The 25,574-nt window shown below is 50.8% G+C and carries 30 protein-coding genes; 21 read left to right on the forward strand and 9 right to left on the reverse strand.

The genetic code is table 11. The annotated features are described in order from the left end of the window. The 4 genes from EYB31_RS30115 to phnE (EYB31_RS30130) all read left to right on the forward strand — a co-directional run. Positions 1 to 558: DUF4430 domain-containing protein (locus EYB31_RS30115; RefSeq protein ID WP_131017205.1), on the forward strand; the 558-nt coding region annotated here is incomplete at its 5' end. A gap of 244 nt (positions 559 to 802) precedes the next feature. Further along, positions 803 to 1,573 (forward strand): phosphonate ABC transporter ATP-binding protein, encoded by a 771-nt coding sequence (phnC, locus tag EYB31_RS30120; protein WP_131017206.1) that lies wholly within the window; start codon positions 803 to 805, stop codon positions 1,571 to 1,573. Beyond that, positions 1,573 to 2,370, forward strand: coding sequence for a phosphonate ABC transporter, permease protein PhnE (gene phnE / locus EYB31_RS30125; RefSeq protein WP_131017207.1), 798 nt, complete (start codon positions 1,573 to 1,575; stop codon positions 2,368 to 2,370). Before phnC ends, phnE (EYB31_RS30125) begins: the two co-directional genes overlap by 1 nt. Continuing rightward, positions 2,367 to 3,194 (forward strand): phosphonate ABC transporter, permease protein PhnE, encoded by an 828-nt coding sequence (phnE, locus tag EYB31_RS30130; RefSeq protein WP_131017208.1) that lies wholly within the window; start codon positions 2,367 to 2,369, stop codon positions 3,192 to 3,194. Before phnE (EYB31_RS30125) ends, phnE (EYB31_RS30130) begins: the two co-directional genes overlap by 4 nt. A gap of 111 nt (positions 3,195 to 3,305) precedes the next feature. Here phnE (EYB31_RS30130) and EYB31_RS30135 read toward each other — a convergent pair whose 3' ends face one another. After that, positions 3,306 to 3,962, reverse strand: a complete 657-nt coding sequence (locus EYB31_RS30135; protein ID WP_131017209.1) for a DUF2238 domain-containing protein — start codon at positions 3,960 to 3,962, stop codon at positions 3,306 to 3,308. Positions 3,963 to 4,195: 233 nt separating this feature from the next. Continuing rightward, positions 4,196 to 5,176, reverse strand: coding sequence for a phosphate/phosphite/phosphonate ABC transporter substrate-binding protein (locus tag EYB31_RS30140; RefSeq protein ID WP_131017210.1), 981 nt, complete (start codon positions 5,174 to 5,176; stop codon positions 4,196 to 4,198). 205 nt (positions 5,177 to 5,381) lie between these two features. On the opposite strand from EYB31_RS30140, the gene EYB31_RS30145 reads away from it, so the two are divergent. The 3 genes from EYB31_RS30145 to EYB31_RS30155 all read left to right on the forward strand — a co-directional run bounded on the left by EYB31_RS30145 (position 5,382) and on the right by EYB31_RS30155 (position 8,791). Continuing rightward, a complete protein-coding gene (locus tag EYB31_RS30145) occupies positions 5,382 to 6,971 on the forward strand; it encodes a bifunctional metallophosphatase/5'-nucleotidase (protein ID WP_131017211.1) in 1,590 nt (529 codons plus the stop codon). A gap of 143 nt (positions 6,972 to 7,114) precedes the next feature. Next, positions 7,115 to 7,903 (forward strand): alpha/beta hydrolase, encoded by a 789-nt coding sequence (locus EYB31_RS30150; protein ID WP_131017212.1) that lies wholly within the window; start codon positions 7,115 to 7,117, stop codon positions 7,901 to 7,903. Between the two features lie 594 nt (positions 7,904 to 8,497). Continuing rightward, entirely contained in the window at positions 8,498 to 8,791 is a 294-nt protein-coding gene (locus EYB31_RS30155) for a CD3324 family protein (RefSeq protein WP_131017213.1), read from the forward strand. Between the two features lie 164 nt (positions 8,792 to 8,955). Here EYB31_RS30155 and EYB31_RS30160 read toward each other — a convergent pair whose 3' ends face one another. The 7 genes from EYB31_RS30160 to EYB31_RS41040 form a co-directional block, all read right to left on the reverse strand. Continuing rightward, on the reverse strand, positions 8,956 to 9,432 hold the full coding sequence (locus EYB31_RS30160; RefSeq protein WP_131017214.1) for an SRPBCC family protein: 477 nt from the start codon (positions 9,430 to 9,432) through the stop codon (positions 8,956 to 8,958). Positions 9,433 to 9,492: 60 nt separating this feature from the next. Beyond that, the gene (locus EYB31_RS30165; protein WP_131017215.1) at positions 9,493 to 9,810 is read right to left on the reverse strand and encodes an ArsR/SmtB family transcription factor; all 318 of its coding nucleotides are present in this window, start codon (positions 9,808 to 9,810) and stop codon (positions 9,493 to 9,495) included. 58 nt (positions 9,811 to 9,868) lie between these two features. Beyond that, positions 9,869 to 11,074, reverse strand: a complete 1,206-nt coding sequence (locus tag EYB31_RS30170) for an MFS transporter (RefSeq protein WP_131017216.1) — start codon at positions 11,072 to 11,074, stop codon at positions 9,869 to 9,871. A gap of 60 nt (positions 11,075 to 11,134) precedes the next feature. Further along, positions 11,135 to 11,416 carry an ArsR/SmtB family transcription factor gene (locus EYB31_RS30175; RefSeq protein WP_131017217.1) on the reverse strand — a complete coding sequence of 94 codons (282 nt, stop codon included), beginning with the start codon at positions 11,414 to 11,416 and terminating at the stop codon, positions 11,135 to 11,137. 107 nt (positions 11,417 to 11,523) lie between these two features. Further along, positions 11,524 to 11,943, reverse strand: coding sequence for a S24 family peptidase (locus EYB31_RS30180; protein ID WP_131017218.1), 420 nt, complete (start codon positions 11,941 to 11,943; stop codon positions 11,524 to 11,526). After that, positions 11,933 to 12,571, reverse strand: a complete 639-nt coding sequence (locus EYB31_RS30185; protein WP_131017219.1) for an ImmA/IrrE family metallo-endopeptidase — start codon at positions 12,569 to 12,571, stop codon at positions 11,933 to 11,935. Before EYB31_RS30185 ends, EYB31_RS30180 begins: the two co-directional genes overlap by 11 nt. A gap of 86 nt (positions 12,572 to 12,657) precedes the next feature. Further along, a complete protein-coding gene (locus EYB31_RS41040; protein ID WP_240763031.1) occupies positions 12,658 to 13,092 on the reverse strand; it encodes a helix-turn-helix domain-containing protein in 435 nt (144 codons plus the stop codon). 221 nt (positions 13,093 to 13,313) lie between these two features. Here EYB31_RS41040 and EYB31_RS30200 point away from each other — a divergent pair, with 221 nt between their 5' ends. The 14 genes from EYB31_RS30200 to EYB31_RS30265 all read left to right on the forward strand — a co-directional run bounded on the left by EYB31_RS30200 (position 13,314) and on the right by EYB31_RS30265 (position 25,564). Further along, positions 13,314 to 13,979 carry a hypothetical protein gene (locus EYB31_RS30200; protein ID WP_131017220.1) on the forward strand — a complete coding sequence of 222 codons (666 nt, stop codon included), beginning with the start codon at positions 13,314 to 13,316 and terminating at the stop codon, positions 13,977 to 13,979. Positions 13,980 to 14,038: 59 nt separating this feature from the next. Then, on the forward strand, positions 14,039 to 14,341 hold the full coding sequence (locus tag EYB31_RS30205) for a hypothetical protein (protein WP_131017221.1): 303 nt from the start codon (positions 14,039 to 14,041) through the stop codon (positions 14,339 to 14,341). A gap of 103 nt (positions 14,342 to 14,444) precedes the next feature. After that, complete coding sequence (locus tag EYB31_RS30210; RefSeq protein ID WP_131017222.1) at positions 14,445 to 15,272, forward strand: hypothetical protein; 828 nt, start codon at positions 14,445 to 14,447, stop codon at positions 15,270 to 15,272. Positions 15,273 to 15,289: 17 nt separating this feature from the next. Continuing rightward, positions 15,290 to 15,550, forward strand: a complete 261-nt coding sequence (locus EYB31_RS30215) for a YqzN/YkzM domain-containing protein (protein WP_240763033.1) — start codon at positions 15,290 to 15,292, stop codon at positions 15,548 to 15,550. Beyond that, entirely contained in the window at positions 15,550 to 17,019 is a 1,470-nt protein-coding gene (locus EYB31_RS30220; protein WP_131017223.1) for a phage tail sheath family protein, read from the forward strand. The genes EYB31_RS30215 and EYB31_RS30220 overlap by 1 nt, the downstream gene beginning before the upstream one ends. A gap of 12 nt (positions 17,020 to 17,031) precedes the next feature. Next, positions 17,032 to 17,442 (forward strand): phage tail tube protein, encoded by a 411-nt coding sequence (locus tag EYB31_RS30225; protein ID WP_131017224.1) that lies wholly within the window; start codon positions 17,032 to 17,034, stop codon positions 17,440 to 17,442. A gap of 156 nt (positions 17,443 to 17,598) precedes the next feature. Beyond that, positions 17,599 to 18,000, forward strand: a complete 402-nt coding sequence (locus EYB31_RS30230) for a phage tail assembly chaperone (protein WP_240763035.1) — start codon at positions 17,599 to 17,601, stop codon at positions 17,998 to 18,000. 182 nt (positions 18,001 to 18,182) lie between these two features. After that, positions 18,183 to 21,317, forward strand: a complete 3,135-nt coding sequence (locus tag EYB31_RS30235; RefSeq protein ID WP_131017226.1) for a hypothetical protein — start codon at positions 18,183 to 18,185, stop codon at positions 21,315 to 21,317. Between the two features lie 10 nt (positions 21,318 to 21,327). After that, complete coding sequence (locus tag EYB31_RS30240) at positions 21,328 to 21,960, forward strand: LysM peptidoglycan-binding domain-containing protein (RefSeq protein WP_131017227.1); 633 nt, start codon at positions 21,328 to 21,330, stop codon at positions 21,958 to 21,960. A gap of 47 nt (positions 21,961 to 22,007) precedes the next feature. Continuing rightward, positions 22,008 to 23,030: an XkdQ/YqbQ family protein gene (locus EYB31_RS30245; RefSeq protein WP_240763037.1), complete on the forward strand. Its 1,023-nt coding sequence runs from the start codon at positions 22,008 to 22,010 to the stop codon at positions 23,028 to 23,030. Continuing rightward, positions 23,017 to 23,415, forward strand: coding sequence for a hypothetical protein (locus EYB31_RS30250; protein WP_240763039.1), 399 nt, complete (start codon positions 23,017 to 23,019; stop codon positions 23,413 to 23,415). Before EYB31_RS30245 ends, EYB31_RS30250 begins: the two co-directional genes overlap by 14 nt. Then, positions 23,408 to 23,857 carry a DUF2634 domain-containing protein gene (locus EYB31_RS30255; RefSeq protein WP_131017229.1) on the forward strand — a complete coding sequence of 150 codons (450 nt, stop codon included), beginning with the start codon at positions 23,408 to 23,410 and terminating at the stop codon, positions 23,855 to 23,857. Before EYB31_RS30250 ends, EYB31_RS30255 begins: the two co-directional genes overlap by 8 nt. After that, positions 23,857 to 24,972: a baseplate J/gp47 family protein gene (locus EYB31_RS30260; RefSeq protein ID WP_131017230.1), complete on the forward strand. Its 1,116-nt coding sequence runs from the start codon at positions 23,857 to 23,859 to the stop codon at positions 24,970 to 24,972. Before EYB31_RS30255 ends, EYB31_RS30260 begins: the two co-directional genes overlap by 1 nt. Continuing rightward, positions 24,965 to 25,564, forward strand: coding sequence for a YmfQ family protein (locus EYB31_RS30265; RefSeq protein WP_131017231.1), 600 nt, complete (start codon positions 24,965 to 24,967; stop codon positions 25,562 to 25,564). Before EYB31_RS30260 ends, EYB31_RS30265 begins: the two co-directional genes overlap by 8 nt. Positions 25,565 to 25,574 lie beyond the last annotated feature (10 nt).

A 25,574-nucleotide genomic window follows, 5' to 3' on the forward strand; every position in this document is an offset into this window, starting at 1 on the left:
TCGCCGCCCGCGGCGGCAGGCCCGGTCGGCAGCGGCGAGCTGCTCGACCCGGCCGCAGCGCCCGCTTCGGCGCGCAGCGGAGGCGGCACCGCGCCGCCGGCCGCGGTCACGGAGCCGCCGGCAGCGGCGTCTGCCTCCGGCTCCGGCGGGCAGCCGGTGATCGCCGCGCCCGCAGGGGAAGCGCCGCCTGCCGCCCCGGTGGCGGAAGCGAAACCGGCGGTGCAGATCAGCATCGCCGGGGACAAGGACAAAGGCTCGATTCTTGCCGCCACATCGGCCGAGGTGAAGTCGGGCGACACTGTCTTTGACGTGCTGCAGCGGACGGTAAGAGAGAAGAAAATCCAAATGGAGTTCCGCGGCAAAGGTTCGGCGGTTTACGTTGCAGGCATAGATAACTTGTATGAATTTGATAAAGGCGGCAAAAGCGGCTGGCTGTTCCGGGTAAACGGAACTTTCTCCAGCAAAAGCGCCGGAGCCGTCACCGTGCAAAAAGGAGACCGCATTGAGTGGCTGTATACGCTCGATCTCGGCAAAGATGTAGGAGCGAAAGCGGATTAAACCCCACTTTCGCTTTTTTTCGTCTTTATATGCATTTCACCGGCACTGCGCTAGCCCAACGTTAGATTTCGCATTATTGCGGATAGAAGGCTGAAATATGGATGCAAATGGGTATAAAGGATAAACTATTGGGAGTTAGTGAAATTTATGAAGATTGTATCTTCGAAAAGGAAATTTTCGTTTTGTGTCGAATATTTTTCTGTTACAATTTTTATAGTTCAATAAGAATGAAAGTAGGTAGCCTATGATTGAATTTCAGAACGTGTCTAAGGTATATCCGAATGGCACTGTAGGCCTAAAAAATCTGAATTTAACCATCCATAAAGGTGAGTTTATCGTCATCGTCGGGTTATCCGGCGCAGGGAAATCGACAATGCTGCGCTCGATCAACAGACTGCATGAAATCACCGATGGTCAAATCGTCATTGACGGAAAGTCGATTACGGCTGCCAGCGGCGGCGAACTCCGGCGCATGCGCCGGGACATCGGGATGATTTTCCAAAGCTTTAATTTAGTGAAGCGTTCTTCCGTGCTTCGCAACGTGCTTTCAGGCCGCGTAGGCTACCATCCCACTTGGCGTACGGTGCTGGGGATGTTTCCGAAGCACGACGTCGATCTGGCGCTGAAAGCTTTGGAGCGGGTGAATATTCGCGAGAAGGCGTATTCACGGGCGGACGAGCTGTCCGGCGGTCAGCAGCAGCGCGTATCGATTGCGCGGGCGTTGGCGCAGGAAGCGAAGATCATTTTGGCAGACGAGCCGGTCGCTTCGCTTGACCCGCTGACCACGCGGCAGGTGATGGACGACTTACAAAGAATTAACCAAGAGCTGGGCATTACAACGATTGTCAATCTGCACTTTATCGACTTGGCACGCGAATATGCAACGCGGATTATCGGATTGCGCGCCGGTCAAGTTGTATTTGACGGCCCGGTAGCTGAAGCGACGGATGACAAGTTCTCGGAAATTTACGGGCGGGCGATCAAGAAGGATGAGCTGCTTGGGGGGACCGAATAATGAGCAACCCCGGCACGAAAGCGGCGGCAGCGATGAAAAAGCCCGATAGGACAAAAACGTACATTACTTATATTTTTATCATTTTGCTCGTCTGGGCAAGCGCTGCGAAGACGGACGCCAGTTTGATCAAGCTGATTACCGGCACGCCCGAGATGGGTAAGCTGCTGGTGGAGATGGTTCCTCCGGATTGGGGTTATCTGGATGTCGTATGGAAGCCGATGATGGAGACTGTGCAGATGGCGGTGATCGGCACAACCTTCGGGGCACTGCTTGCTATCCCGATTGCTTTGTTTGCTGCGGGCAATGTGACGAAATCACGGTTCCTGCTATACCCTGCACGGTTTATTCTTAACCTGGTGCGGACGATTCCCGATTTGCTGTTTGCCGCCGTATTTGTAGCTATATTTGGCATAGGTCCGGTGGCCGGTGTGCTTGCGCTTGTGTTTTTCTCCTTCGGACTTATTTCCAAGCTGCTGTACGAATCGATCGAAGCGGTAGATCCTGGTCCGATGGAAGCGATGACCGCCGTTGGCGCAAGCAAGCTGCAGTGGATTCATTTTGGCGTTGTGCCGCAGGTGCTTGCGCAGTTTACTGCGTATACGCTGTATACGTTTGAAGTGAACGTGCGTGCGGCGGCCGTATTAGGCCTTGTCGGCGCAGGGGGCATCGGGTTGTATTTGGACAGAGTGCTTAACCAGCTTCGCTACGACCGGGCCTCGATGATTATTTTGCTGACGCTGGTCGTTGTCCTGATTATCGATTACGCCAGTACTAAAATCCGGGAGAAGCTGCTATGAGAAATGAACCTCTGAAGTCACCGCCGCGCTTTCGCATCCGTTTTTGGCTTGTAGCGGTATTTATTGTATTGGTTTACGTATGGTCGTTTAACGGTGTGCCGTTTACCGGGATTAAAGAAACGGCCGGTCAAGTATCCAAAGCGATCATGAAAGGACTGTTTCATCCCGACTGGAGTTATGTGTACATCCCGGAGGATATGAGTTTTTTCCAGTGGCTCAGTGACGGGGAAGATCTGCTGAACGGATTGATCGTTACCCTGGCGATTTCCATTTTGGGTACTGTGATTTCAGCCATTATCTGTGTGCCCTTTGCTTTTTGGGCTGCCAATAATATGAGCAAAGTCAAGGCAGTGACCGCTTCCGGCAAGTTTGCGCTCAGCTTCATCCGGACGTTTCCCGAGCTTGTTATGGCTATCCTGTTCATTAAGGCAGTTGGGCCGGGGCCTTATGCAGGCGTACTCGCCTTGGGGCTTCACTCCATCGGGATGCTGGGCAAGCTGTATTCGGAAGCAATCGAGAACCTCGATCAAGGACCAAGCGAAGCGCTGACGGCATGCGGAGCCAACCGGTTTCAAGTGCTTTGGCATGCGGTGATTCCGCAGGTGCTGCCGGAATTTTTCTCGTTTACGCTGTATCGCTTCGAAATTAATGTGCGTTCGGCGTCCATTCTCGGTATGATCGGCGCCGGCGGTATCGGTACTCCGCTTGTCTTTGCTTTGGAGGCGAGAGCTTGGAACCGGGTTGGTGTGATCCTGCTTGGCATTATCGTGCTGGTCACGATCATTGACCTCATTTCAAGTTATATCCGCAAACGGCTTGTGTAATCTGCGTCTCTAACAACCTGCCGTCACGAATCCTTTCGATCCCAACCCCCGGATCGCCTTAGCCCAAAGCTGAAGCGATTCGGGGGTTTTGTGTTTCCGCTTAGCTGCGATTTATTGGCTGGATGCTCTGCGAGCTGTAAGAATACATGCACGTACGGTCATTGTGATCAATGCTCCGTAAAGCGCTAACTCCATATCATGCTGCGTATCCCATACATCCCCTTGGGTTCCGAGGAACAACGTGCCGATCTCCGGCGCTACAATCTGGGCTACCCACATTTCAATCAACTCATAAAACGCTCCTGTTGCAAGGATCAGCGTGACTGCAAACCATACGGATGTTTTGGCGCCAAGCCGGACATGTACCGAAAGCCATTCCCGAATAGGAACGACAATCAGCAGGCCATAACTGAAATGGACGATCCGGTCGTAATTGTCCCTGCCAAAGCCAAATGCGACATGAAGCCATTGATCGACCGGCGTCGTATTGTAGGAATAATGCGCCCCCATCGTATGAAGCGCCAAAAACAGCGAAATCATGCCATACGAGACCGTAGATAACGGAAACGTCCGATATGTCGCTGCAAGCGCGGCAATAGCTGCAAATATGAGCAAATTTTCAAGCAGCCAATCGAACCTGCTGTATGGCGCGACGGCCATCCCCATCCATAAGCAACCGTAGCCGATGCAGATCAGCTGCAGCGGTCGGTTTTTCGAAAAACGTCCCGCCATGTTTGCCGTTTTGGCCTGCATCTTCGTTATACCCATCGATTTTCGCCCCTTTTATGATCTGGAATATGGCTCCATTGTATAAGGGGATCACTCCTCGGATAAGTACTAACTTTCCCTAGTACTGTGCCATCGGGGACCCACGCGAAAATGATTGTTCGAACGCTGCTATGCGAGTCGGGATGAGCGCTTAGGCTTTGAACGCGTTATAAGAATGCGGCACAACAAAAAAAGCACCGGGAGCTTGGCTCCCGATGCTTTGTGCAAGGACATTATTTCTTTTGGCCGATATCTTTTGCTGCTTGGCGAACGATATCGAAGTTTTTGTCGTCGCCTTTTACATAACCTTGGTGGGAATAGATGTCGACAAGGATTTTGCGGCTGTCGTCATTTTTACCAAGATCGATGAACGCTTGGCTGATCTTATCTCTCCAAGCTTGGCTCATATCCGGACGAACGGAAATCGTGTCATTCGGAATTTTATCGGTGAAAGACAATACGCGCGTTTTTTGAACGGCATCCGGAACATCTTTCATTTGCGTGCGGATATCTTGGAATACAGCTGCTGCGTCTACGTCTCCGTTAAGAACGGCAAGAACACCTTTGTCATGGCCTTTTACAGTGATGCCTGTTACGTCTTTATCCGGATCGATGCCGTTTTTCTTCATCAAAATAGCCGGATATACATAACCTGCGGAGGATGTAACATCCTGCCATGCCATCTTTTTGCCTTTCAAATCTTTAAGTTCTTTAATTGGGGAGTCGGCTTTTACGATAATCATCGATTTGTAGTAGTCTACCAGCTCGGTTGTCGGTTGGCCTGTTTTGTCGTCAACGCCAAAACGTTGAGCTTGCAAGAGCAGATCGGCTGCTTTTTTATCATCATGTGCAACAACATAGTTGGTTGGAGGCAAGAAGCCGATATCCACTTGTTTGGAAGCCATAGCTTCAATAACCGTGTTGTAGTTGGTCGAAACGGAAACTTTTACCGGAATGCCAAGCTTGTCCGACAACAGTTTTTCCAGCGGTTTGGCTTTTGCTTCCAGCGTTTCGGCTTGTTGGGAAGGAACGAATTGAACTCTCAATTCTTTCGGCTCAAAAGTCCCGCCTGTTTTTGGAGCTGCCGCTTCTTGTTTGTTGCCTGCCGGTGCAGGAGCCGCACTCTGTTGTGGAGCTTCTTTCTTGGCGCATCCTGCTGCGAAACTTGCAGCCATAAGAACTGTCAGGCTGACTGCCGCTAACTTTTTAATCATTCGAATTGACCTCCTGATAATACTTTAATGTCAAAGCCACTTTTTAATATACCACATATGCCTCTCAATTTCAGTTAAAACTTTGTTAATTTTCCAATGGTCACTTAGTATATATTTGCAAACAACATTGTGTTAACCTTTCTGCTTTTGATATAGTGGGTACATAAAAAAATGGAAATTTGATGGTTCAGGAGCTGAGAGAACAATGACCGAGCACGCATCGAAGTTTAATCTGACGATATTGGAGACAAGTGATATACATGGGAATATTTTGCCCATTCATTATGCAAATAATCAGCCGAATGATGTCGGCCTTGCCAAAATTGCCACATTAATTCGCAAGGAACGTGCGCGTCATGAACATGTGCTGGTTATCGACAACGGCGATTTAATTCAGGGCACCCCTTTGGCGTACCACCATGCCCGTCTGGATAATGAGAGCTTCAATCCGATGGTTGCGGCGTTGAATGAATTGAAATATGATGCCGCTGTTATGGGAAATCACGAGTTTAATTATGGGCTCGCATTTCTCCAAAAGGCGGTGAACGAGTCACAGTTCCCGTGGCTTAGCGCGAATTTGACGGATGAGGCAGCGGAAAGGCCGTTTTTTGGCAAGCCTTATATGGTCAAGCAGTTTGCTGACGGGCCGAAGGTTGCGGTGATCGGTTTGACCACGCATTATATACCGAATTGGGAAAATCCCGCGCATATTGAGGGAATCCGCTTTGAGGACGCGCTGGCTTCGGCTAAGTGGTGGACGGCTTACGTTCGGGAGCAGGAAAATCCCGATGTCATGATTGTATCCTATCATGGCGGTTTTGAACGGGATATGGAATCGGGTGAGCCGACGGAACCGCAGACTGGGGAAAATCAAGGTTATGCGATATGCCATGAGGTGCCCGGGATCGATGTGCTGCTTACCGGCCATCAGCATCGCAGCATATCGGGTCTTGCGATTAATGGGGTTACCATCGTCCAGCCGGGAGTCGGCGGGGCGACATTAGGCAAGGTGCAGCTTGAGCTGGAAAAAAACGGCGGCAATTGGGTGGTTACCTCCAAACGTTCGGAGCTGGTATCCGTGCAGGGAGTGGAAGCGGATCCCGCGATTATGGAAATCGCCCGCGAACACGAAGCCAAGACGCAGCTGTGGCTGGATCAGCCGATCGGCAGGCTGAAAGGGGATATGCTTGTTCGGGATCCGATGGCCGTCAGGATGAAGGATAGTGCTTTGATTGAGTTTATCAACAAAGTTCAGATGGAGATCTCGGGCGCCTCGATTTCCAATACCGCGTTGTTTGACAATGTGTCGCCGGGATTTCCCGCGGACATTACGATGCGCGATATCGTTTCGAATTATATTTACCCGAATACACTAAAGGTGATCCGGATCAGCGGCCAAGATATCAAAGATGCGCTGGAACGTTCAGCCGCTTATTTCGAGCAATACGACGGAGGCGAAATCAAGGTCAGTCCGTCCTTCAGCATGCCGAAACCGCAGCATTATAATTACGATATGTGGGAAGGCATCGAATACCGGATCAACATCTCCCGGCCGGAAGGGCAGCGTGTCGTAGAGCTGAGCAGGGAAGGCAAACCGCTGGATATGCACGGCACATACGATGTTGTGATGAATAATTACCGTTCCGGGGGCGGCGGCAACTACGATATGTTCCAGGGCAAGCCTGTGGTGAAAGACATTCCGACCGACGTGGCCGAACTGCTTGCTTCATACATTATGGAAAAAGGCACGATCGAAGCGGCGTGCAACCATAACTGGGAGGTCGTTCACGATTAATGTGCGGCTGATGCGAGGGTCGCTTATTTTACGGTGAGCATGTGGCATTTCCCCACTGTTTCGAGCGCAATTTTATCTTGTCAATCGCTTACAGCAAAGCTATATTGAAGGAGTAGCTATAGCCGCGATGGAGGGAAACGCCGATGGAAAAAGTGCTGTTATGGGCGGAACAAACGCCTTTTGCTCAAGGGGATACGGATGAAGATATTCCTTATTTGGTTCCATTTCCGGTCGAACATAGGCAGGCGCCGGCTGTCATTGTCTGTCCCGGCGGAGGTTACGGGCGTAAAGCTCCCCATGAAGGCGAACCGATTGCCCGGTGGTTGAACTCGATCGGGATTGCCGCTTTTGTGCTGCAGTATCGGGTCGCTCCATACCGGCATCCTGTGCCGTTAGGCGATGCCAAACGTGCCATTCGTCTTGTCCGCGGGCAAGCGGAGCAGTGGGGGATCGACCCGCAAAGGCTTGGCATCTTGGGTTTCTCGGCAGGCGGCCACTTGGCTTCCAGCACGGGCCTGCATTACGACGAAGGGGATCGTGAAGCGGCAGATCCGCTTGAACGCATAAGCAGCCGGCCGGATTTGATGATTCTCTGTTATCCGGTGATTTCGCTGACCCGGCATTTTCACGAAGGCTCCAAAATCAATCTGCTCGGTCCGGAGCCGGATGAGCAGTTGGCCCTGCTATTGTCGGGTGAACTGCAAGTGAACGGCGCCACGCCTCCGACTTTTTTATGGCATACCGCGGACGACGCTGCCGTGCCTGTAGAGAACAGCCTTTTGCTGGCGATGGCGTTAAGCGAGCACCGGATTCCGCATGAGCTTCATGTATACGAAAGCGGCAGGCACGGCCTTGGTTTGGCCGACGAGCACCCCGAAGCCCATACATGGACACAGCTTTGCGAGAAGTGGCTGCGGCGCAGAGGGTTTTAAAGAATGTTTTGGTGGACGGTATTAAACGGTTATAACGAATCTTTCGCTTGAGAAGGCATGGCCGGATATGAGTTAATAAAGATGCAGCCGGCTAGAATCAAGGAAAGGAGTGATCGTAAGCAATGATTACAGTACTTGAGGTGGTCTTCGCGTAAGCGGAGACGGCAATAGGGAGGCCTTCGGGCCTCCTCCATATTTCTGATTTCATTTAATGTAGAAAATGGATTCAAAAACAGGTTGTTTTGTGTTATTATGGAAAATGTCACATATCTCAGGTGAAAGGAGCGATGTATCGTGCTGAATACAATCCATTTTGGAGGATTTACGAGTTGACAACTGAATAGATGCTCGCATAAGTCCGTCCCACCTGATGAAGTTCACATATTCGGAACCCGCAGGCACGATTAGGCATTCGTGTTTTTTTGTTTTTGCAGGGTTCACCAAAGGAGACGTCGACAAGAAGGACGTTTTTTTGTTTTTTTAAGACTACTTTTTTTATCAAAATAATTCGAGGAGGTGCAGGGATGAAAATGCTCAATCGTAATACCCTATGGAATCAAACAATTCCAGTACAAAGCAAGGAGGTTTTCATCAATGAGTTACAAAAACGGCAAGGATGTGCTTCCCCCTAGCCTATTAAAGCAACTTCAAGAGTACATCCAAGGCGAGATTATTTATATACCGAAAAAAGAACAGAAGCGGGCTGGATGGGGCGAAAACAACGGAACCCGTCTTATTATCAAGCGCCGTAACACTGAAATTCTCGAGCAGTATCAGAACGGTTCGACCGTTCGCGAGCTGATTGAAAAATACCATCTGTCGGAAGACAGCATCCGTAAGATTATCGTAAAGACCCGTGTAAGCCTGACCAGGCAAGCGGAAATGTAACTTGACTGCAATGAGGCGTCATGCTTCAGATGAGAGGCCGGTTCTTTTGTCCGAGACACGCTGGAACATAGATCGCAATGATAACGAGCTGCGTTATGAAATGGGAATGAGACCCGTTTTATAACGCAGCTCGTCGTTATTATACGAGGAGATTATGCAGTCACCTAAGTAAGACGCGCAATTTCCTGCACATAAAGCTCATATTTAATTTTCCATAAATCCATTCTTGATTCGATGGTCTTTCCCTCAAGCAGCATTTCAATCACATCCAGGCAAACATCCCATCCGGCAACATCTTTGGGAGTATGGTCTGTCAACTTGGTTAATGTTTCAATCATGACGAGGCGGCAGCCATAAGATTCGGGATACAGCTCTAACCGGACGATATCTTCCGCCCAAGTATATTCCAATACGGAATACAGAGTAAGCTCGAGGATTTTCATCTCTATGAACGTACCGTCCGGCATGGCAAATTGTATTGATCCGCCTTCGCGCAAGTCTTCGACGCGCAGCTCGGAGAACCAACGGGAAAGCTTCTCATTTTCCGTCAAATAAGACCATACTTTTTCGACGGAATGCTTAAGCCGGCGTTCGTAACGAACCGTATAACCGTCGCCGGATTTTTGAATAACCGCTAACATGTTCAGAGCCTCCTTACGAAAATGATGCTGTAACGGAGCCGCGCGGCAACTGGATGACCATTAGAGTGACTCGTCTTCATCCAATGCTTTCTCAAGAGCGTCCAATTTATCGGACCAGAACAACCGATAAGGCTCCAGCCAGTGGTCAAGCTCTTTAAGCGGCTGGGCGCTTAAGCTGTAAACATGACGCTGCGCATCTCTGCGTACCGAGACAAGCCCGGCTTCCCGTAAAATCTTCAGATGCTTTGATACGCCTGGCTGGCTTAAGGACGATATGGCGACAAGTTCACCAACTGTGCGTTCGGAAGTCCGCAAACAATCAAGAATTGTTCTTCGATGGGGTTCGGATAGTGCTTCGAATAGTGTGTTGTTGTTCATGTTAATATATTACCATCAAGTTATATAACTAACAAGAAATATTAAAAGGTTGTTTTGATCAGGTTTTTGCTGCTCTCCGCAAACGGAGTTCGGCCGCTTTTTTACGCGATTTGGAGAGGGTGCGGGCATAAGACACGGCAACCGTACCTGCGGCCACGGCTACGGAAGCTGCGCCAAGCCAACTGGTTGAAGTCAGCGAAGCATGATCGACAATGACGCCGCCGATTCCGGCTCCTGCCGCCATCGCAATCTGCAGTACCGAAGTGTTTAAGCTGAGCATGATTCCGGAAGCATTCGGAGCAAGCGTAAGCAGATGGTATTGCTGAGTTGGTCCCGAGGACCAGGCGGTGAAGGACCATAATATGAGCAGTCCAAATACGATAAACGGAGAATGTGCGGTTAATGAGAGCATGACCAGTGCCGCTGCGTGCAGCAGCATTCCGGCAATTAAGGTGCGCGGAGCACCCCATCTGTCCGTGCTGTATCCTCCTATTTTGGAGCCAAGCAGACTGGCAATGCCAAAAGCGAATAACGCTGCGCTGACCGTCTGTTCGCTCATTCCCGTAATCTTAAGGAGAAAAGGAGAAATGTACGTGTACACGATAGCGTATCCCGCGATCCAAAAAAAGGTTACGGAGAGGGCAATGGCAATTTTCGGTTCCTTCAGTAAAGCAAATTGTTTGCCCAGCGGAACCGGTTCTTCGCCGTCGGTTTGCGGTATCGTCAACCAAATCATAAGTATGGCGAGCAGTCCAAGCACGCCGATTCCCGCAAAAATAGTTTTCCAGTCATAGATGCCTGCGATTACTCTCCCGATAGGAACTCCGACAATCAGCGAGGTGCTGAAACCCATAACAAGTGTTGCGATGGCGCCGCCTTGTTTGCCGGCTGGGGCAAGTTTGGTGGCCACGGTTAGAGCGGTCACGACAAATACTCCCGTGCTGAGAGCCAATATAATTCGCGAGCTGATTAGAAACGCATACCCCGGCAATGTGAATGCGATAACGTTGCCGACCACAAATAAGGAGAGTGCATAAATTAAGAGCCGTCTCCGATCCAAGTTTGCTGTTGCGGCCATAAGCAGCGGGGTTCCAAACGCGTAGGCAAGCGAAAATACGGTGATAAGCTGACCTGCTGCCGAAAGCGATACGCCAGTATCTGCAGCCACCTTATCCAATATGCCGGCAATAATATATTCCGAAGTGCCGACCAGAAAGCTGACAATGGCCAGCATCACAATCTTCCATTGATATGATCTCACCATAAAAAAATTCCCTCCAATATTTTTATAATTCTAGAAATATCGAAATAAAGACGAAAAAATTTACTCCAGCAGATACGGAGCGTATTTTTGGGCAATTTCGCGATTTACACTGTAGTAGATGTATGTTCCGTCTTTGCGGAGGTCCAATAAGCCGCAATCCGTCAACTGCTTCAAGTGATGGGATAGTGTCGAGCCGGCCACAGATTCCAGTTTGCTGCCGATGTCCGAGCAGCATAAATTTCTTTCTTCTGTCAGCAGCATGGCGATTTTGATGCGGGTTGGTTCTCCCAGCGCTTTATATATTTTGACGGCTTGCCGGATCTCTGCAGTTTCTTCAATCATCGTAATCCACCTCTTTACGATTTCGATATTTCTATATGTATCGAAATAAAAATACCATAGTGCAGCTTGAATGTAAATCATCTTTTTTGAAAAGATGATCTTATCGATTAATGAAATGTGATGATGCGCGCAAACTCGTCGTTTTTGATGACGTTATCAAGCACGGCCGTAATGCGAATGTTTTCAGTTGGAAGCACTAACGCCGGATACATATCGCTTGGCACACGTAACCTCGTTGTGTCTCCGCTCCAATAAGCTTCCCGAATAATATATTCTTCGCCCTCGCGGATCAAGGCGATTTGCCCGCTAGCCCTCAACTGCTGCGTAGTTCCGAAAAGCAAATAATCGCCGCGGCGGATGCCCAGACCGGAGAGTCCGTCGTCCCCAAGCTGCATGGCAAACTGCGCATCTGTCGCTTGTGGCAAGGCAAGGTGCGGTGCTGAAGACAGGTCGGTATCGTCCATACTCAGTGTAAAAAATGATTGCGTCCAGCCCTTGGCAAGGACCGGTATGATTTTATTCTGCATAAGCCGTGCCCTCCTTCATATAGCCGACAACACCCCGATTACGGTTGTAAAGCATCGTCGAACCACCCGTACGGATCATATATTCGATACCGCTTGCTCGAAACTGTGCCTCTTGTTTGACCGTATTGGTTTCCCATTCATCCTGCAGCCGGCTTGCAAAGGCTTGTCTGGTGAAATGATGAAGCCTCTCGCGAGCGAATTGGGGGGTGACCCGGAAAGTTTGCGCTATCAGAAGAGCGGCTTCCCTTGTTTCCGATAAACAATCGATAGAAAGCAGCATAAACGTGGGAACGCAAAAGTGAAGAGCAAACAGATCCGCCTTCGCTTCCTGAAAACGGATGAATTCGCGGCTCATTGCGAGCTGATTGCCCCCATGCCGAAGCAAATGGCACAACTCGTGTCCGAAGTCCTCCCACTGCTGCTCCCGCGATAACCGGCCGTCCAAGATGATCGAGAGCATGCCATGTCGTTCCAGGGCGCAGCTTGCGGTTTCAACGGTATGCAGCCAGACGTTCAGTTTGTCCGCGATGTATTCCATATTTAGGTCGGCAGGCTCATGAATGTCCAATCCTCTGTACAGCTCATAAATATACTGCTCTAACGGCGTCAAACGGTAGGATTGCTCCATCTATTGTATCCTCCATGGAAGGGAATGTATGTTCGTTATCCGGGTGAAAAGAAAAGCCTCGCTGTGCAAAGGCTTAATAGCGCCTATTATTCGCCCTGATGCTGGTCGGGCAACCTGCCGGCTTCACGTTGTTTAATAATATCCCAAATTTTACGCAGTTCCGCTCTGCGCTCTTCCGGGGCCTCCAGCAGTTCCTTAAACCACAGGCCCATCTCGGGATCATCCGTGCTTTCTTGAGATAAGTTGTTTTCCGGGGTTCTCGAGTGTTGTCGTGGACCTTCGGGCATGCTTGGCATCTGCAAGCCGCTGTCTCCCTCGTTCGCGTTATTCCCCGCACTAAGCAATTCGTCCACGCTGACTTGAAGAATGGAGGCAGCCTTCCGGAGCATGTCAAGTGACGGCTCGCGGTAGCCTGTTTCATAACCTGCATATGTACTTTTGGCGATCCCAAGCAGGTCGGCCATATGTTGTATGGACCAACCTTTATGTTTCCTAAGCTGATGCAGCTTTGGACCAATCATGAGCTGTTCATCTCCGGTGTCAGGGCATATTGCTTCATTATGTCACGACCATTCTATCATCCAAACGTATCGGTCAAAAGAGTGAGTGCTAATCTTATTTCATGTTCGCATAACGCGGATATAAAAGCAAGACATTATTTTAATACTTGAAAAGTACGCGTAATGCGTACATAATGAGAATATATAAGAACATATGTTTGCATAAAAGGAGCTGTTGATATATGAAACCATGGACAGAAAATGAAAGATTGCAGCATCAAGAACATATTTGTGAAGTGTGCCCCGGAAGTTTATGGGGTGAAAAAAGCATTTGCCGCATTCACCAAATGTCTATCGGACAAGTTGACGATTGTCCCGAATGGAAGGTTCGGCAGGCTAACGCAGGGCCGACGAAAGTAAAAGAGAGAGGACAAGCCTATGCTGCGTATGCATGGGGAGATATTGAAGCGCAGATCGCCCAAATCGATGAGGAAATCAAAGATTACCCCTGGATGCAGCGGGAAATTGCCCGGCTGCGGGAAGAACTGGAGCAGATCGATAGCGGCTTGACGTCGCGTTACGGTATCGATGCGGCGCAGCCGAAAGCCAAAGGGACGGTCAGCAGCGTCGTGGCAAGAGAGGTGCAGAAACGTGAGGCCCGTTGGCAGCGGCTGAAGGCGCTTGAGGAGAAAGTTAAGCGCATTGAGCTCGCAGTCGACCACGTTCTGGACAACCGGCAGCGCACGCTGCTTGAATGTTTGCTGCAAAGCCAAAAGATGAACGCTATCGCCCGCCACATCGGGGTATCCCGCCAAACTTTATACGATATAAAGCGGCACCTGCTTGAGCTGCTGGCCGAGCACATGTACGGTGAGGTAATGGTGAAGGAACATGCCAGGGTCAAATAAACCTCCGACATATTGGACATAAAAGGAACATTATACAAAAATTGTACGAACACACGTTCTTGTTTTATACTTGGTTCAGGAACACTGATTCACACGAACACCCGATCAGCATCGGGAACAACGACGGGCTGCCGAACGGCGGTTCGTTTCTTTTTATTCATGCACAGGAAACGATGGAAGGGGGGAGGGGCGGGGTGAACGAGCAGCCGCTTGAACGAAGCGATGAGAATCAATTAAGGCAACCTGAAAAGTGTGTTGCCTGCTTATGGGGACGGTGGGAGGGCAGCGTGCAATTTTGCATGAAGCCGGTCTGCATCAAGGAGGGGATTGACCCGGCGTTGCTCGGAACCGAAGGGAGGTGAAGGACATGAATGTAAGCATGCATTGATAAGCTTTCAATGAAGTGGAATTGATAAGAGCTGCCCCGATACGCACAATTTCAGGGAGCTTTTAGGAGGGAATTTAATGCGGGAAGCAATTAAACTTCGGCTTGCTGCTGAAATTTCCGCTTTAGAAGGACGGTGTTATGAGCCTTACGAGTTGGCGACGCCCGCGGATAAGCCATTTGTAACGATAAGAATGGCTGAAGAAGCATGGGACACGCCTTGGACCGGCATAAAGCGGATTTTTGAGGTCACGGCTTATTCCGACACGTTGACTTCCGTAGACATGCTGCTGGATGAAGCGGTTCGTTCTTTGCATCGAATAAGGCTGTCCGATGGTTCAGGAAGTTTTTTTACCTGTTTGTGGGAGGGAACGGTACAGGCTGAAGGCTTTGATGCAGAGCAGCAGGCTGTCTTCCGCACGATTCGCTTTTCAGTTAGAGCCATTAGACCCCAGGTTGATGCGTCAATCGGGCAGGAACCGTGGCTGGAGGCGACCGCCGCTTGGACAGAGGGACTTGTCGATCCGGAGTGGGGAGTGTATCGGACGTACTGGCCTCAGGACTATAAGCCCCGGTCTGTTCTGTGGAGAACCAAACAGGTGGATGTGCTGGACAAGGGGACGGCGACGGTGGAAATACGCAAGAAGCTAATTGGGCATGTGATTGCTCCAGATGAGCAGGAACGCCTCCTCCTGCTGACTCAGCTCTCCGTAACGTTAGCCCGTACGTCCAAGCTGCATATCGGTTCGGAAAGAAGCGCGGAAATTAGCGAAATTATCTCTGACATGCGCAAATATCCTTTTCGGTGCGGGCAACTGTCGCTTACTCTTTCCTCAAGGATCGCTGTCAGCGGATCAACGGAGCTGCCGATTATGGCGGGAATTCACGCGGGAGCAAATATTTTTTAAGAGAAGGTGAAGGCTGTATGAAAAAAACGAAGGAACAGTCTATTCCGACGGCTGCAAATCCGGTAACGGCAGAGTCTGGGACCAGTGAAATAAGCAGCGCCAAACCCAAGGAACGTGTCTACACAAAAGATGAGCTGATCGATCAGGCTGAAGCGTTGTTTCAGGTTAAAAAGGAAGTCGTTCTTGGTGCGCTTTACGGAAACACGCAAGAACATTTTTCCTTGAACGAATTACGTGGGACTATTAAACAATTTTTGCTAAGGAAGGTGGAGGCGTAATGGCAGGAGGAACTTGGAATCAAACAGATATGCCGGTGTTGCCAGGACTTTATTTGAATTTTCAAGCGGCTGCGGCAGCAGCGATTCAGACGGGGGCCAGAGGGATTGTAACGGTTCCGGTCAAAGCGAACTGGGGGCCAATTCGCGAATTTGTTGAAGTTACCAGTGAAGCGGTTGCCGCAAAAGTGTACTCAGCCGATGAAACGGGAGGAGCCACCGCTTATACAGCTATGAAGCTGGCGTTTTACGGCGGAGCTCACAAGGTACTCGCATACCGTATTGCAGATGCCAGCGCTGCTAAGGCGACATTGAATCTTCAGGACGATGCAGCCACACCGGTTAATGTTGTACGTTTGGAAGCCAAATATCCCGGTACAAGAGGGAATCAATTTAAAGTCTCCTTGCAAGCGAACGCTATCGATTCGACAAAGGTTGACTTGAAACTGATGGAGGGAGCGGCGGCTCTGAAGACATTCACTTTTGCCGGAGGGGCGATTCAGGCGGCTGTGGATACGATCAATAATGATCCGGCTAATGAATGGATCGTGGCTTCAAAGCTCGCTGAAGGTTCAGGTCAATTCAAGAATGGCGGCAGCTTAACATTTGCCGGGGGCAATTCCGGAATCGGCAGTATTGCTGCAGCAGATTATACCGACGCCCTTAACGCTATGGAGACACAGGATTTTCACCTGCTTGCATTGGACGGTGTAACCGATGCGGCCATTCACGCAACAGTCGTGGCTTGGATTGACCGGCTGCGCTCGGAAGGAAAGGGGGTCATGGCGGTGCTTGGCGGTTCAGCCGCCGACGATACCTCTAGCGACGCAGTGAGCAAAGCTACGACGCGTAGCAACACGTACAATCACGAAGGCATCGTCAATGTCGGCGTAGGCGCTACGTTGAGTAGCGCTAATTATAGCTCCGCACAGATCAGTTCTTACGTAGCGGGATTAATAGCCGGACAAAAGCTGAGCGAGTCAACGACTTATGCGGCTGCGCCGTTCCAAGGAGTCACGCGACGCTGGACAAGAAGCGAGCAGGAGCAGGCTGTAAGAAACGGGGTATTCCTCTTTGTGCACGATGGCAGCCGGGTCAAGGCGCTTCGCGGGATTAATACATTAACCGCGCTGCGTCTAGGTCAAAACAATGCCTGGAAGAAAATCCGGACGATTCGCGTCATGGATGCGATTAATGCCGATTTGCAGCAATCGGCGGAAGCGAATTACATCGGCAAGGTAAACAATACCGAGGAAGGCCGCCTGGCACTTGTCGGGGCGTGCAAGCAATACATGCAATCGCTGGCTCAAAGCGGCGTTATTGAAGAAACAGGTTGGAATGTGGCGCTTGATCCGGCGTATTACGGCACCGGCCGAACAGTGGAGCCGGAAGCGGATCAAGTGTATCTAAAGTGGGAAGCAAAGCTCACCGACACCATCGAGCAAATTTTCGGTACCTTTACGGTACTATAGGAGGAATAACACATGAGTTTGGATGCAAGCAGAGTCATATTGGGAACCTACGGTCAAGTCTACATCGGAGGCAAATGGCAAACGAATTTCAACCATTTGGAAGCAACGGTGGAGCTGCAAAAACGCGAGATCAATCTCGCCGGTGATATTTGGGTTCGGCATAAGAAAGGCCCGATGAAAGGCACCGGTACGATGAGCGGGTTTAAAGTAACAAGCGATATGATTGCAAATGGGTTTGAGAAATTCGACATTATGTCCAAGCTTGAGGATCCGGACGCATACGGTTTCGAACGGATTCACTTGCTGAACGTGATGCCGGATAAGCTTCAACTTGCCAATTGGACGGCTGGAGAAGAAGTCAAGGAAGAAATCACGTTTACTTTTGAAGGCTACGAACTGCTTGACCCTATTTCCGCTCCTTAATTTGTTCAAGGATAAACCTGAGAATTGCAACTGAACCATTATATTGGTTGGCAGCAATCCGATGAGCACATGTTATAGAATAAGCCGGGCTTCGCGGTATTTTGCGAAGACCCGGTATAATCCAATTTGGAAAATACGAGGAGGATGTCCTTTATTATGAATACATTGACTGATGAACAAATTTTGCAGCGTCTGCTTGATGCCGATTCGCTGCCTGAGAAAACGGTGACCCTTTCGCGGCTTGGCGTTCCTGTTACGTTGCGTGGCTTGACTGGCAAGCAGGTGTATCACATTAGGGAACGTTGTACCGAACGCAAAGAACGCCGCGGGCAAACGTCGGAGCGATTGGACGAAGAGCAATTTAATGTAGCTCTTATCGCCGCAGCTACCGTTTCCCCGAATTGGGGGGATGCCAAGCTGTTGGCCAAATTTCAGGCTAGCGGCGGGGAAGAGGTGATCAAGCGTATTTTGCTGGCAGGGGAATTGTCTGCGCTTGGCGACGCAGTGCTGGATTTAAGCGGATTCAACACAACGCTGGATGAGCTAAAAAACGAATAGAGGCCGGGGGAATGGCGGCCATGCTGCATATGATGTGGCAACGCCATCACCTGCGTCCCGGCGAGTATTGGAGGCTTCCGCATGGCGAGCAACTTTTTCTTATGGCCAGTATGGAGCTTGAGTTGGAATATGAGAGGAACAAACATAAAGCGCTGCAACGGCAAAGGGGGTGAGCATGATTTATGGCTAGCGCGCAAACGCAACGGATCGACCTTGTTCTAGAGTTGGATGACCGGATGAGCGCAGCACTCGGGAAATCTCAACAAGCTGTTGGGCGTCTGCAGGACATGTGGACAACAACGCAGAAAGCGATTCAATCGTTCAGCAAAGAAACTTTCAATGTCGAAATCAAGGGAGAAGATAAGTTATCCCCGAAATTGTCTGGACTCCAATCTAAGCTGGATCAGCTTTCCCGAATAAAGCTGAACCCGAACATACAGCTGGGGGGACAATGGCAGAAGCTACTGAAAAAAGGCTTGAATGAAGCGGCCGAACTTGTTTCGGGAGAAGGCCAACAGAAGCTGCTTGACGCTTTCGACCAACTCACCGCAAACTCGCAATCCATGCTGCAAGGTGGCTTTGATAAGCTGGCCAGAGAAGCCGGCAAGCGGGCTAAGGATGCGATGGCCAGTGTTGGTGCGTCTGCGGCGGCTGGAGCCGCTATTCAGACGAATGGAGGCTCGGCAAGCGGAGCAGGCCGCAAGTCCAGCGGAAGGTCATCGGGTACCGGATCTGCCGGCGCAGGCGCTTCCGGTGTTGACGCCAATGGTCAAGGAGGTTTCGGCGGGAAAATATCCCGAGCGATGGCTTTTGGACAAGGTGCGCTTAACCGGGCGGACCAAACGAGACAAGAAATGACATCACCGGAAGCCATGCTGGATACGACCATTGATGTGTTCCAATCGAACAAAGGTCATCGCATCAAGGCGATGACGAAAAAAGCGGCTAGTTGGGCGGGAATGTCTTACGGCAAAGATTTCGGCAGCGATATCGGACGGAAGTTAAGCGCGTATATCCCGGGTCTCGATGAGGAAACGGGAACGGCATGGGGAGAAAAGATCGGGGAAGCCGGGGGGATGGTGGCCGGCGAACTGCTTACCGATAAAGGGGCCGATGCCATCAGTTGGATCGGCAACTTGTTCTCCGGAGGCAATGATGACGAAGGTGGAGCCGGACGGCCCGAGAAAAGCAAAAAGCAGGGCAAACAAAAATCCCCCAAAAATTCTAAGAGTAAGAGCAGCGCTCCTTCCAAATCCGGAGGCAAAGCGGGGAAAGCGGCAAATGCGCTATCCGGCGTATCGAATGCAGCAAAAAAGATGACAAGTGGATTACCTTCTAAAGCTGGCGGTATTTTTTCTTCTCTTGGCAAGGGAGTACAAGCTTTAGGAGGCAAAATCGGCGGCAAATTGACGATGCCGCTTGAAATGCTTGACGATGCAAACACGCTGATGAACGCCTCAAATGAGGAATCCGGAGGCGATGATGTCGAAGGTGGAGCCGAACGGCCCGAGAAAAGCAGAAAGCAGGGCAAACAAAAATCTCCCAAAAATTCTAAGAGTAAGAGCGGCGCTCCTTCCAAATCCGGAGGCAAAGCGGGGAAAACGGCAAATGCGCTATCCGGCGTATCGAATGCAGCAAAGAAGATGACAAGTGGATTATCTTCTAAAGCTGGCGGTATTTTTTCTTCTCTTGGCAAGGGAGTAAAAGCTTTAGGTGGCAAAATCGGTGGAAAATTGACGATGCCGCTTGAAATGCTTGACGATGCAAATACGCTGATGAACGCCTCGAAAGAGGAACTGCCCCAGAAAGCCGGGGCTACAGCCGGCAAATGGGCCGGCACTTGGGCCGGAGCGGAAACAGGAGCAATGCTTGGCGCTGCAATCGGTTCGGTTGTCCCGGGGCTCGGCACAGCGATTGGAGGAGCGGCTGGAGGGCTGATCGGCGGGATCGCCGGCTCATCGGCAGGTGAGTGGATCGGCGACAAGATAGGCGGCATCTTTGGCAGCGGTAAAGCAAACGAGGCGCTCGGAGGAGCGTGGGATAGCATTACGTCCGGAGCTAAAGGGTTATTTTCCTTTGGAGGGAATGGCAGGACCAAAGATGGAAGCGGCAAAGCCAGCAAGCCGGATAAAGCCAGAGATAAGGCTTCAGGGAAAGCGTCAAAAACCAAATCAAACGGAAAAACAAGCAGTTCCGGGAAAAATGGTCAAACGGGCGAGAAGGTGAGGCATGCAGCTTCAGCCGGCGGAACTGGGGTATGGACCAATGCATTAAGCAAACTGTCGAGCGCATTCCAATGGGCTAAGGATCACTACGATCCTGAGTTGGCCAGGGAAGTTGGCGGCGATCTACTGTCCATCGCGCAGGCGGATACGGTTGAGCAGGCCGCGGAATTCGGAGGGACTGCGGGATCGAAGTACGGCAGCAGGTACGGGGCCCAATACGGCTCGCAGCTTGGAGCAAAGCTCGGCGGGAAAGTATCTTTTCTCGGAGAAAAACGAGGTGCCGCTATAGGCGGATGGATCGGGGACACGCTGGGGAACCTCGGGGGAAATAAGCTAGGCGGCTATATAGGCGAAAGCATCGGCAAACTGAATATTCCGCAGTGGAAAGAGCAGGCGACCTCCTGGTTGAATGAGCTGCCGGGGCTAGTGCAGAGCAAGCTTTCGGATATGCTTGGCAGTACAATGCAGGAACTAGCCCAATTACCGTCACTTTTTGCAGATTGGTGGGGCCAAGCGAAGGAAGGAGCCCTTGCGATTCTCTCGCTGCTGCCGGATCAGGCTGCGGAGTTTATCGCTCGAATTCCGGACAGATTGCTCAAATTCGTAAAACAACAGCTGTCTGGATACTTGGAGATCGGGCAATTGATCGCCGATGCGTTATTCTCCGGTGTCAGCCAAATTGCCGAGAAGCTTGGTCCCGCGGGCAAATGGGTGCTGGAGAAGCTCTCATCGCTGGGGGGACAGAAGGAAGGAACGGGTAGCGGCATCCCTCAACATGCAAGAGGGGGGATTCTAACGACACCGCATTTGGGGCTTGTAGCCGAAAACGGTCCCGAAGCCATTATTCCGCTTTCAGCAGGATTGCGTGAACGGGCTATTGGTTTATGGCAGGAGGCAGGGAGCTACTTAGGCATTCAGCCGTATGGGGGAGTGAGCGCTGCGGGAGCGGCATCTTCCGGAGGATCGTTAAACATACATGTCGGCGGTGTTGCGGTACAACTGGGAGATCATATGGACGACGGCGAAATGGCGCAGCGCATCGGTCGGGAAATCGTGCAAAACATTCGGGCGGCGCTCGAAAATAGGGTGTAGAGGTGTCGGCATGGATATTTTTTTCATAGATTCTACAGGGGACTGGCTGTGGCTGCCAGTGAATCCTGGCGAGATTTCAATCAAGCGGGAGAAACAGCTGGAAACCGTCAATGTGATGCGGTTTGGAGAAATCGATTTTCCGCAAGCGGAGAAGGTGAAAGACATTTCCTTCTCTTCTTTTTTTCCTAAAGTATACGATTCCAGTTATTGCCGCTATCAGCCGGTACCTGACCCGCAGCAAGCAATGAACCGATTAAATGATTTAATGCTAAGCAAAAGACCGGTACAGCTCCTCATAACGGACACCGACGTCAACGTTTTTGTACTTGTATCTGCACACAGCAGCACCTTTCGCGGCGGGGAGCCCGGGGATGTTTACTTCGATTTGACATGCCGCACATGGCGTGAAGCAAAAGTGCGAACGGCGGAAGAAGCAGCTAGCGGTTCGCTTGAAGCGAGATTGGATTTGCAGCCGGTTCCGCAAATTTATGAAGTTGCGGAGAACGATACGCTGTGGACTATAGCCAAGAGACTATACGGCAATGGCAATCGGTATACGGATATATACCAAGCCAACCAAGCGCTGATTGGTCCTTCCCCCGATTGGATTCGTCAGGGGCAGAGGTTGGTGATTCCACAATGATTCGACCTGGTGGGAACACGTACGAGGTTGTTCTGGCAGAACGCTTTATGCTGGGAGAACTGGTTGAAAGCATTGTGCTGGAGGAATCTCTTGATGAGATTTCTCTCCGTGCCGCTGTTGGTCTTGTAGCAACGCCAGATCTGCCAGACCTAGTTCCTGGGCAGTCTGTTCGTATATCAGGCATTCCATTTGGAGGAAGCGACATGGCCGATTTGCTGAATCCCGGCGTTTTATGGGACTGGTCCAGTCGCGACAGCGGACAAAAGCACATTGACCTGACTATTTACGACCGAACGATTTATTTGTCCAAAAGCGAAGACGAAATGCTGATGTCTAAAGGCCAGACCGCCTCGCAGCGACTATCGCGATACGCCCAAAACTGGGGGATTCCACTAGCGGGACTGGAAGAAAGCAGCGTGCCGCTTTCACGCAGCTTGTATCGCGCCCAGACCATTTATTCGATGATCCAAGCGGATCTGAAGGAAACGGCTGCTTATGGCGGAGAGATGTACCGGCCTCGCATGACGCCGGATGGATTGGAATTGTTCAGGCTCGGCAGCAATACCACGGTTTGGTCGCTGGAATTGGAGCGAAACGTACTGGATGTCGCTCAAAGACAGACGCTGGACGGGGCGGTAACCCAAGTGAAAGTGCTCGGCTCAGAGCTAAAAGCACGTGCCGGGCAAGGGGAATCTGCCTTGTCTGAAGAGACGGAAACAACTGACAATAACGGGGAAGATCCAACACAAGCGCCATCACTTGTTCTGGCTATTGAAAAAGGAGACATCGCGCGTTATGGCACGCTGCAAAAAATGGTGCAAGACAGCAAGGGCAGTATTGCCGAAGCTCGAACGCAGGCGCGTCAAATGTTATCGGGGATTCAAGAAACTTTTACGGTGTCCGGAATTGACATTAATATCATTCGGGCGGGCGATCGGATTGAATTGGCCGGGAGCGGGCTTGAGTTGCTTGTGACCTCGGTACGTCATGAACTGGGTGTTCCTGGACGGATGAGTCTCGAATTGGCAACGCCGGATTATGTCAGGAGGAAATATTATGGATCCGTATAAGAAACTTGTATCGATGCTGGATCTGCGAATGGATCAGAAATCGTCGCTTTCCATTTCCGGCCTCCCCTGCGAATTGGGCACGATCACGGCAACGGGCGTCAAGCTGGATTCGTTTCAGCATGAAATCCAACAATTTTACGTTTCGGAATGGTTGGCTAAGCTGTATTTTCCTTCGTTTGCACTGCAAGGCAATGTAACTGGGCTTAAGGATAGCCGGAATGGCGAGGTTGCAGGAGAATGTACGTTTCATTTTCATGAAGCTGCTGTAAATGAAGTGCGCATCAGCTTAAAAAGCGGACTCCAGCCGGGAGACCGTGTGCTGGCAGTGCCGGTGTTTAACGGGCAAGAGGTGATTGTAGTGAGCAAGGTGGTGAGTTATGCCTAATTTATTTCCAGTGAATGAAAGCGGCGGTGTTCTCGAAGAGGTGAAGGTATCCAAGCAAACTGTTTTTGGCCGCAGCTGGCGTTTTGATTTTGAAACGGGCGAGTTTATGGTTACTCCTGCCGGCAAAGTGGTCACAGCAGATGAAGACCAAGCTTGGGTGGAATGGTGCCAAAAAGCGCTTCACACGGAACGGTACCGGTATTTGGCATACTCTCGCAGTTACGGTCAGGAGTTTGACGACTTGATCGCCCTGCATTTGACTAGAGAGGCCAATGAAATGGAGCTGAAACGAATGACGAAAGAAGCATTAATGGCGGATCCGCGGACGGCCAAAGCCGAAATGGTATCCCTTCAATGGGAAGGTGATCATTGCTTTTTTATGTGTGAGGTAACAAGCAGACGTGGGACGTCAGTGCAGATGAATATGAGGATGGTGCCCTGATGACTCAAATTCCCGATTATTTAACGGAGCAAACGGAGGAAACGATCCGTAGGCGTATGTTTGCGCGGTTGCCATCGGATTTGGATACAACGGAAGGCAGCTATATTTGGGATTCGCTGACTCCGGCAGCTATGGAGTTGGCACAGGCCGCCATTTGGGGCCAGGAGGTGTTGCGGCGCGGCTTTTTGGCCACGTCTTTTGGCACATATTTGGATTTACGTTGCGAGGAACACGGGATTACGCGTAGGCAGGCTGTAAAGGCCGCCGGTCAGGCGACTTTTACAGGAATACCGGGTACGGTTGTCCCTAAGGGAGCGATCGTTGCGACAGAAGCGGATCCGGCCACCAATACTGCTTCTATCGAATTCGAGACAACCCAGGCGGTGACTTTGGACGGCCAGGGAAAAGCTCTGGCGGACATTGCTGCGATCTCCGCAGGCCGTCAAGGCAACGTTCCTGCGGCGGCCATTAAAGTGATAGTCACGCCTCTCACGGGTATTGCGCAAGTAGCTAATCTTCACCCGATGGCTGACGGCGCAGATGATGAAAGCGACGAATCGCTAGTGGAGCGTTATTTAATAAAGGTCCGCAGTCCCGGAACATCCGGGAATAAAGCGGACTATGTGCAGTGGGCTCTGGAGGTGCCGGGTGTCGGCGCTGTGCAAGTATATCCTCTCTGGCAAGGTCCAGGCACAGTGCGGGTCGTCGTTCTAAACGCGGATAAGCGGGCACCTGAAGAGGAACTGGTCGAAGCGGTGCAAAATTATATTTGCCCTGCTACCGCCGGTACAGGAGAAGGACGGGCGCCGATTGGAGCCAACGTTACTGTAGACGCCGCCGAAGAGGTTCCTATTGATATCCAAGCAAAGCTTATTTTATCGGGTGGGGCTACGGTTGCAGCGGCTAAGAGCGCTATTGAAGATGGGGTTCGCGATTATTTAAAGCAGTTGGCGTTTAACGATTCGCTTGTGCGGAATAAGCGAATTTCGGCAATTTTGCTGGAGGTGGCGCCGATTATCGACTTTGAGGATTTTACGGTCAATGGCGTTACTTCGAATATTGAGCTGGGGCCGGGACAAGTGGCGGTCTTAGGGATGGTGGATGTATATGTGTAGCTTTCCAGTCACCAGCGCCCGGGGCCAGCAAATGCTGGGTTACCTTCCCGGCTATTATGAAACCTCCCGGGTCATGCGCTCCATCATGCAGTCCTCAGGGGCGGAAATGGATGCGCTGAGACAAGCATTGGATGAAATTGCGGAGCAGTTTTTCGTGAGAACCGCCACTTGGGGGCTTGACTTGTGGGAAAAAGAGCTTGGTCTTTTCACGGACGCATCCAAACCGATCGGACAACGCCGTTCCGTGATTGAGTCCAAACTTCGCGGTGTGGGCTCGGTAACGGTCAAGTTGATTCAAAATGTAGCGGAGGCATACGATCGGGGAGCTGTTGAGGTCACTGCGCAGCCTGAAATGTACCGGTTTACCGTGAGATTTGTCGATACGTTAGGCACCCCGCCCAATTTGGACGACTTGAAGGCGGCCATCGAGGAGATTAAACCTGCTCATTTGGCGGTGGAATATGTGTTTAGATATTTTATTTTTGATGAATTAGATTCAATTTCAATATCATTTGACTATTTGGATGAACTTGGACTTACCTGGGGTCAGCTACATTTGTATAGCCGCAATAATATGAATGTGGAAGTATAAGAACTAATAA

Source organism: Paenibacillus thalictri, assembly GCF_004307995.1.
In the GTDB taxonomy this organism is placed as follows: domain Bacteria; phylum Bacillota; class Bacilli; order Paenibacillales; family NBRC-103111; genus Paenibacillus_AF; species Paenibacillus_AF thalictri.

Coding starts and splice junctions, on each gene's coding strand:
- phnC (WP_131017206.1), top strand. CDS start 803: ATGATTGAATTTCAGAACGTGTCTAAGGTATATCCGAATGGCACTGTA.
- phnE (WP_131017207.1), top strand. CDS start 1,573: ATGAGCAACCCCGGCACGAAAGCGGCGGCAGCGATGAAAAAGCCCGAT.
- phnE (WP_131017208.1), top strand. CDS start 2,367: ATGAGAAATGAACCTCTGAAGTCACCGCCGCGCTTTCGCATCCGTTTT.
- EYB31_RS30135 (WP_131017209.1), bottom strand. CDS start 3,962: ATGGGTATAACGAAGATGCAGGCCAAAACGGCAAACATGGCGGGACGT.
- EYB31_RS30140 (WP_131017210.1), bottom strand. CDS start 5,176: ATGATTAAAAAGTTAGCGGCAGTCAGCCTGACAGTTCTTATGGCTGCA.
- EYB31_RS30145 (WP_131017211.1), top strand. CDS start 5,382: ATGACCGAGCACGCATCGAAGTTTAATCTGACGATATTGGAGACAAGT.
- EYB31_RS30150 (WP_131017212.1), top strand. CDS start 7,115: ATGGAAAAAGTGCTGTTATGGGCGGAACAAACGCCTTTTGCTCAAGGG.
- EYB31_RS30155 (WP_131017213.1), top strand. CDS start 8,498: ATGAGTTACAAAAACGGCAAGGATGTGCTTCCCCCTAGCCTATTAAAG.
- EYB31_RS30160 (WP_131017214.1), bottom strand. CDS start 9,432: ATGTTAGCGGTTATTCAAAAATCCGGCGACGGTTATACGGTTCGTTAC.
- EYB31_RS30165 (WP_131017215.1), bottom strand. CDS start 9,810: ATGAACAACAACACACTATTCGAAGCACTATCCGAACCCCATCGAAGA.
- EYB31_RS30170 (WP_131017216.1), bottom strand. CDS start 11,074: ATGGTGAGATCATATCAATGGAAGATTGTGATGCTGGCCATTGTCAGC.
- EYB31_RS30175 (WP_131017217.1), bottom strand. CDS start 11,416: ATGATTGAAGAAACTGCAGAGATCCGGCAAGCCGTCAAAATATATAAA.
- EYB31_RS30180 (WP_131017218.1), bottom strand. CDS start 11,943: ATGCAGAATAAAATCATACCGGTCCTTGCCAAGGGCTGGACGCAATCA.
- EYB31_RS30185 (WP_131017219.1), bottom strand. CDS start 12,571: ATGGAGCAATCCTACCGTTTGACGCCGTTAGAGCAGTATATTTATGAG.
- EYB31_RS41040 (WP_240763031.1), bottom strand. CDS start 13,092: ATGATTGGTCCAAAGCTGCATCAGCTTAGGAAACATAAAGGTTGGTCC.
- EYB31_RS30200 (WP_131017220.1), top strand. CDS start 13,314: ATGAAACCATGGACAGAAAATGAAAGATTGCAGCATCAAGAACATATT.
- EYB31_RS30210 (WP_131017222.1), top strand. CDS start 14,445: ATGCGGGAAGCAATTAAACTTCGGCTTGCTGCTGAAATTTCCGCTTTA.
- EYB31_RS30215 (WP_240763033.1), top strand. CDS start 15,290: ATGAAAAAAACGAAGGAACAGTCTATTCCGACGGCTGCAAATCCGGTA.
- EYB31_RS30220 (WP_131017223.1), top strand. CDS start 15,550: ATGGCAGGAGGAACTTGGAATCAAACAGATATGCCGGTGTTGCCAGGA.
- EYB31_RS30225 (WP_131017224.1), top strand. CDS start 17,032: ATGAGTTTGGATGCAAGCAGAGTCATATTGGGAACCTACGGTCAAGTC.
- EYB31_RS30230 (WP_240763035.1), top strand. CDS start 17,599: ATGAATACATTGACTGATGAACAAATTTTGCAGCGTCTGCTTGATGCC.
- EYB31_RS30235 (WP_131017226.1), top strand. CDS start 18,183: ATGGCTAGCGCGCAAACGCAACGGATCGACCTTGTTCTAGAGTTGGAT.
- EYB31_RS30240 (WP_131017227.1), top strand. CDS start 21,328: ATGGATATTTTTTTCATAGATTCTACAGGGGACTGGCTGTGGCTGCCA.
- EYB31_RS30245 (WP_240763037.1), top strand. CDS start 22,008: ATGCTGGGAGAACTGGTTGAAAGCATTGTGCTGGAGGAATCTCTTGAT.
- EYB31_RS30250 (WP_240763039.1), top strand. CDS start 23,017: ATGGATCCGTATAAGAAACTTGTATCGATGCTGGATCTGCGAATGGAT.
- EYB31_RS30255 (WP_131017229.1), top strand. CDS start 23,408: ATGCCTAATTTATTTCCAGTGAATGAAAGCGGCGGTGTTCTCGAAGAG.
- EYB31_RS30260 (WP_131017230.1), top strand. CDS start 23,857: ATGACTCAAATTCCCGATTATTTAACGGAGCAAACGGAGGAAACGATC.
- EYB31_RS30265 (WP_131017231.1), top strand. CDS start 24,965: ATGTGTAGCTTTCCAGTCACCAGCGCCCGGGGCCAGCAAATGCTGGGT.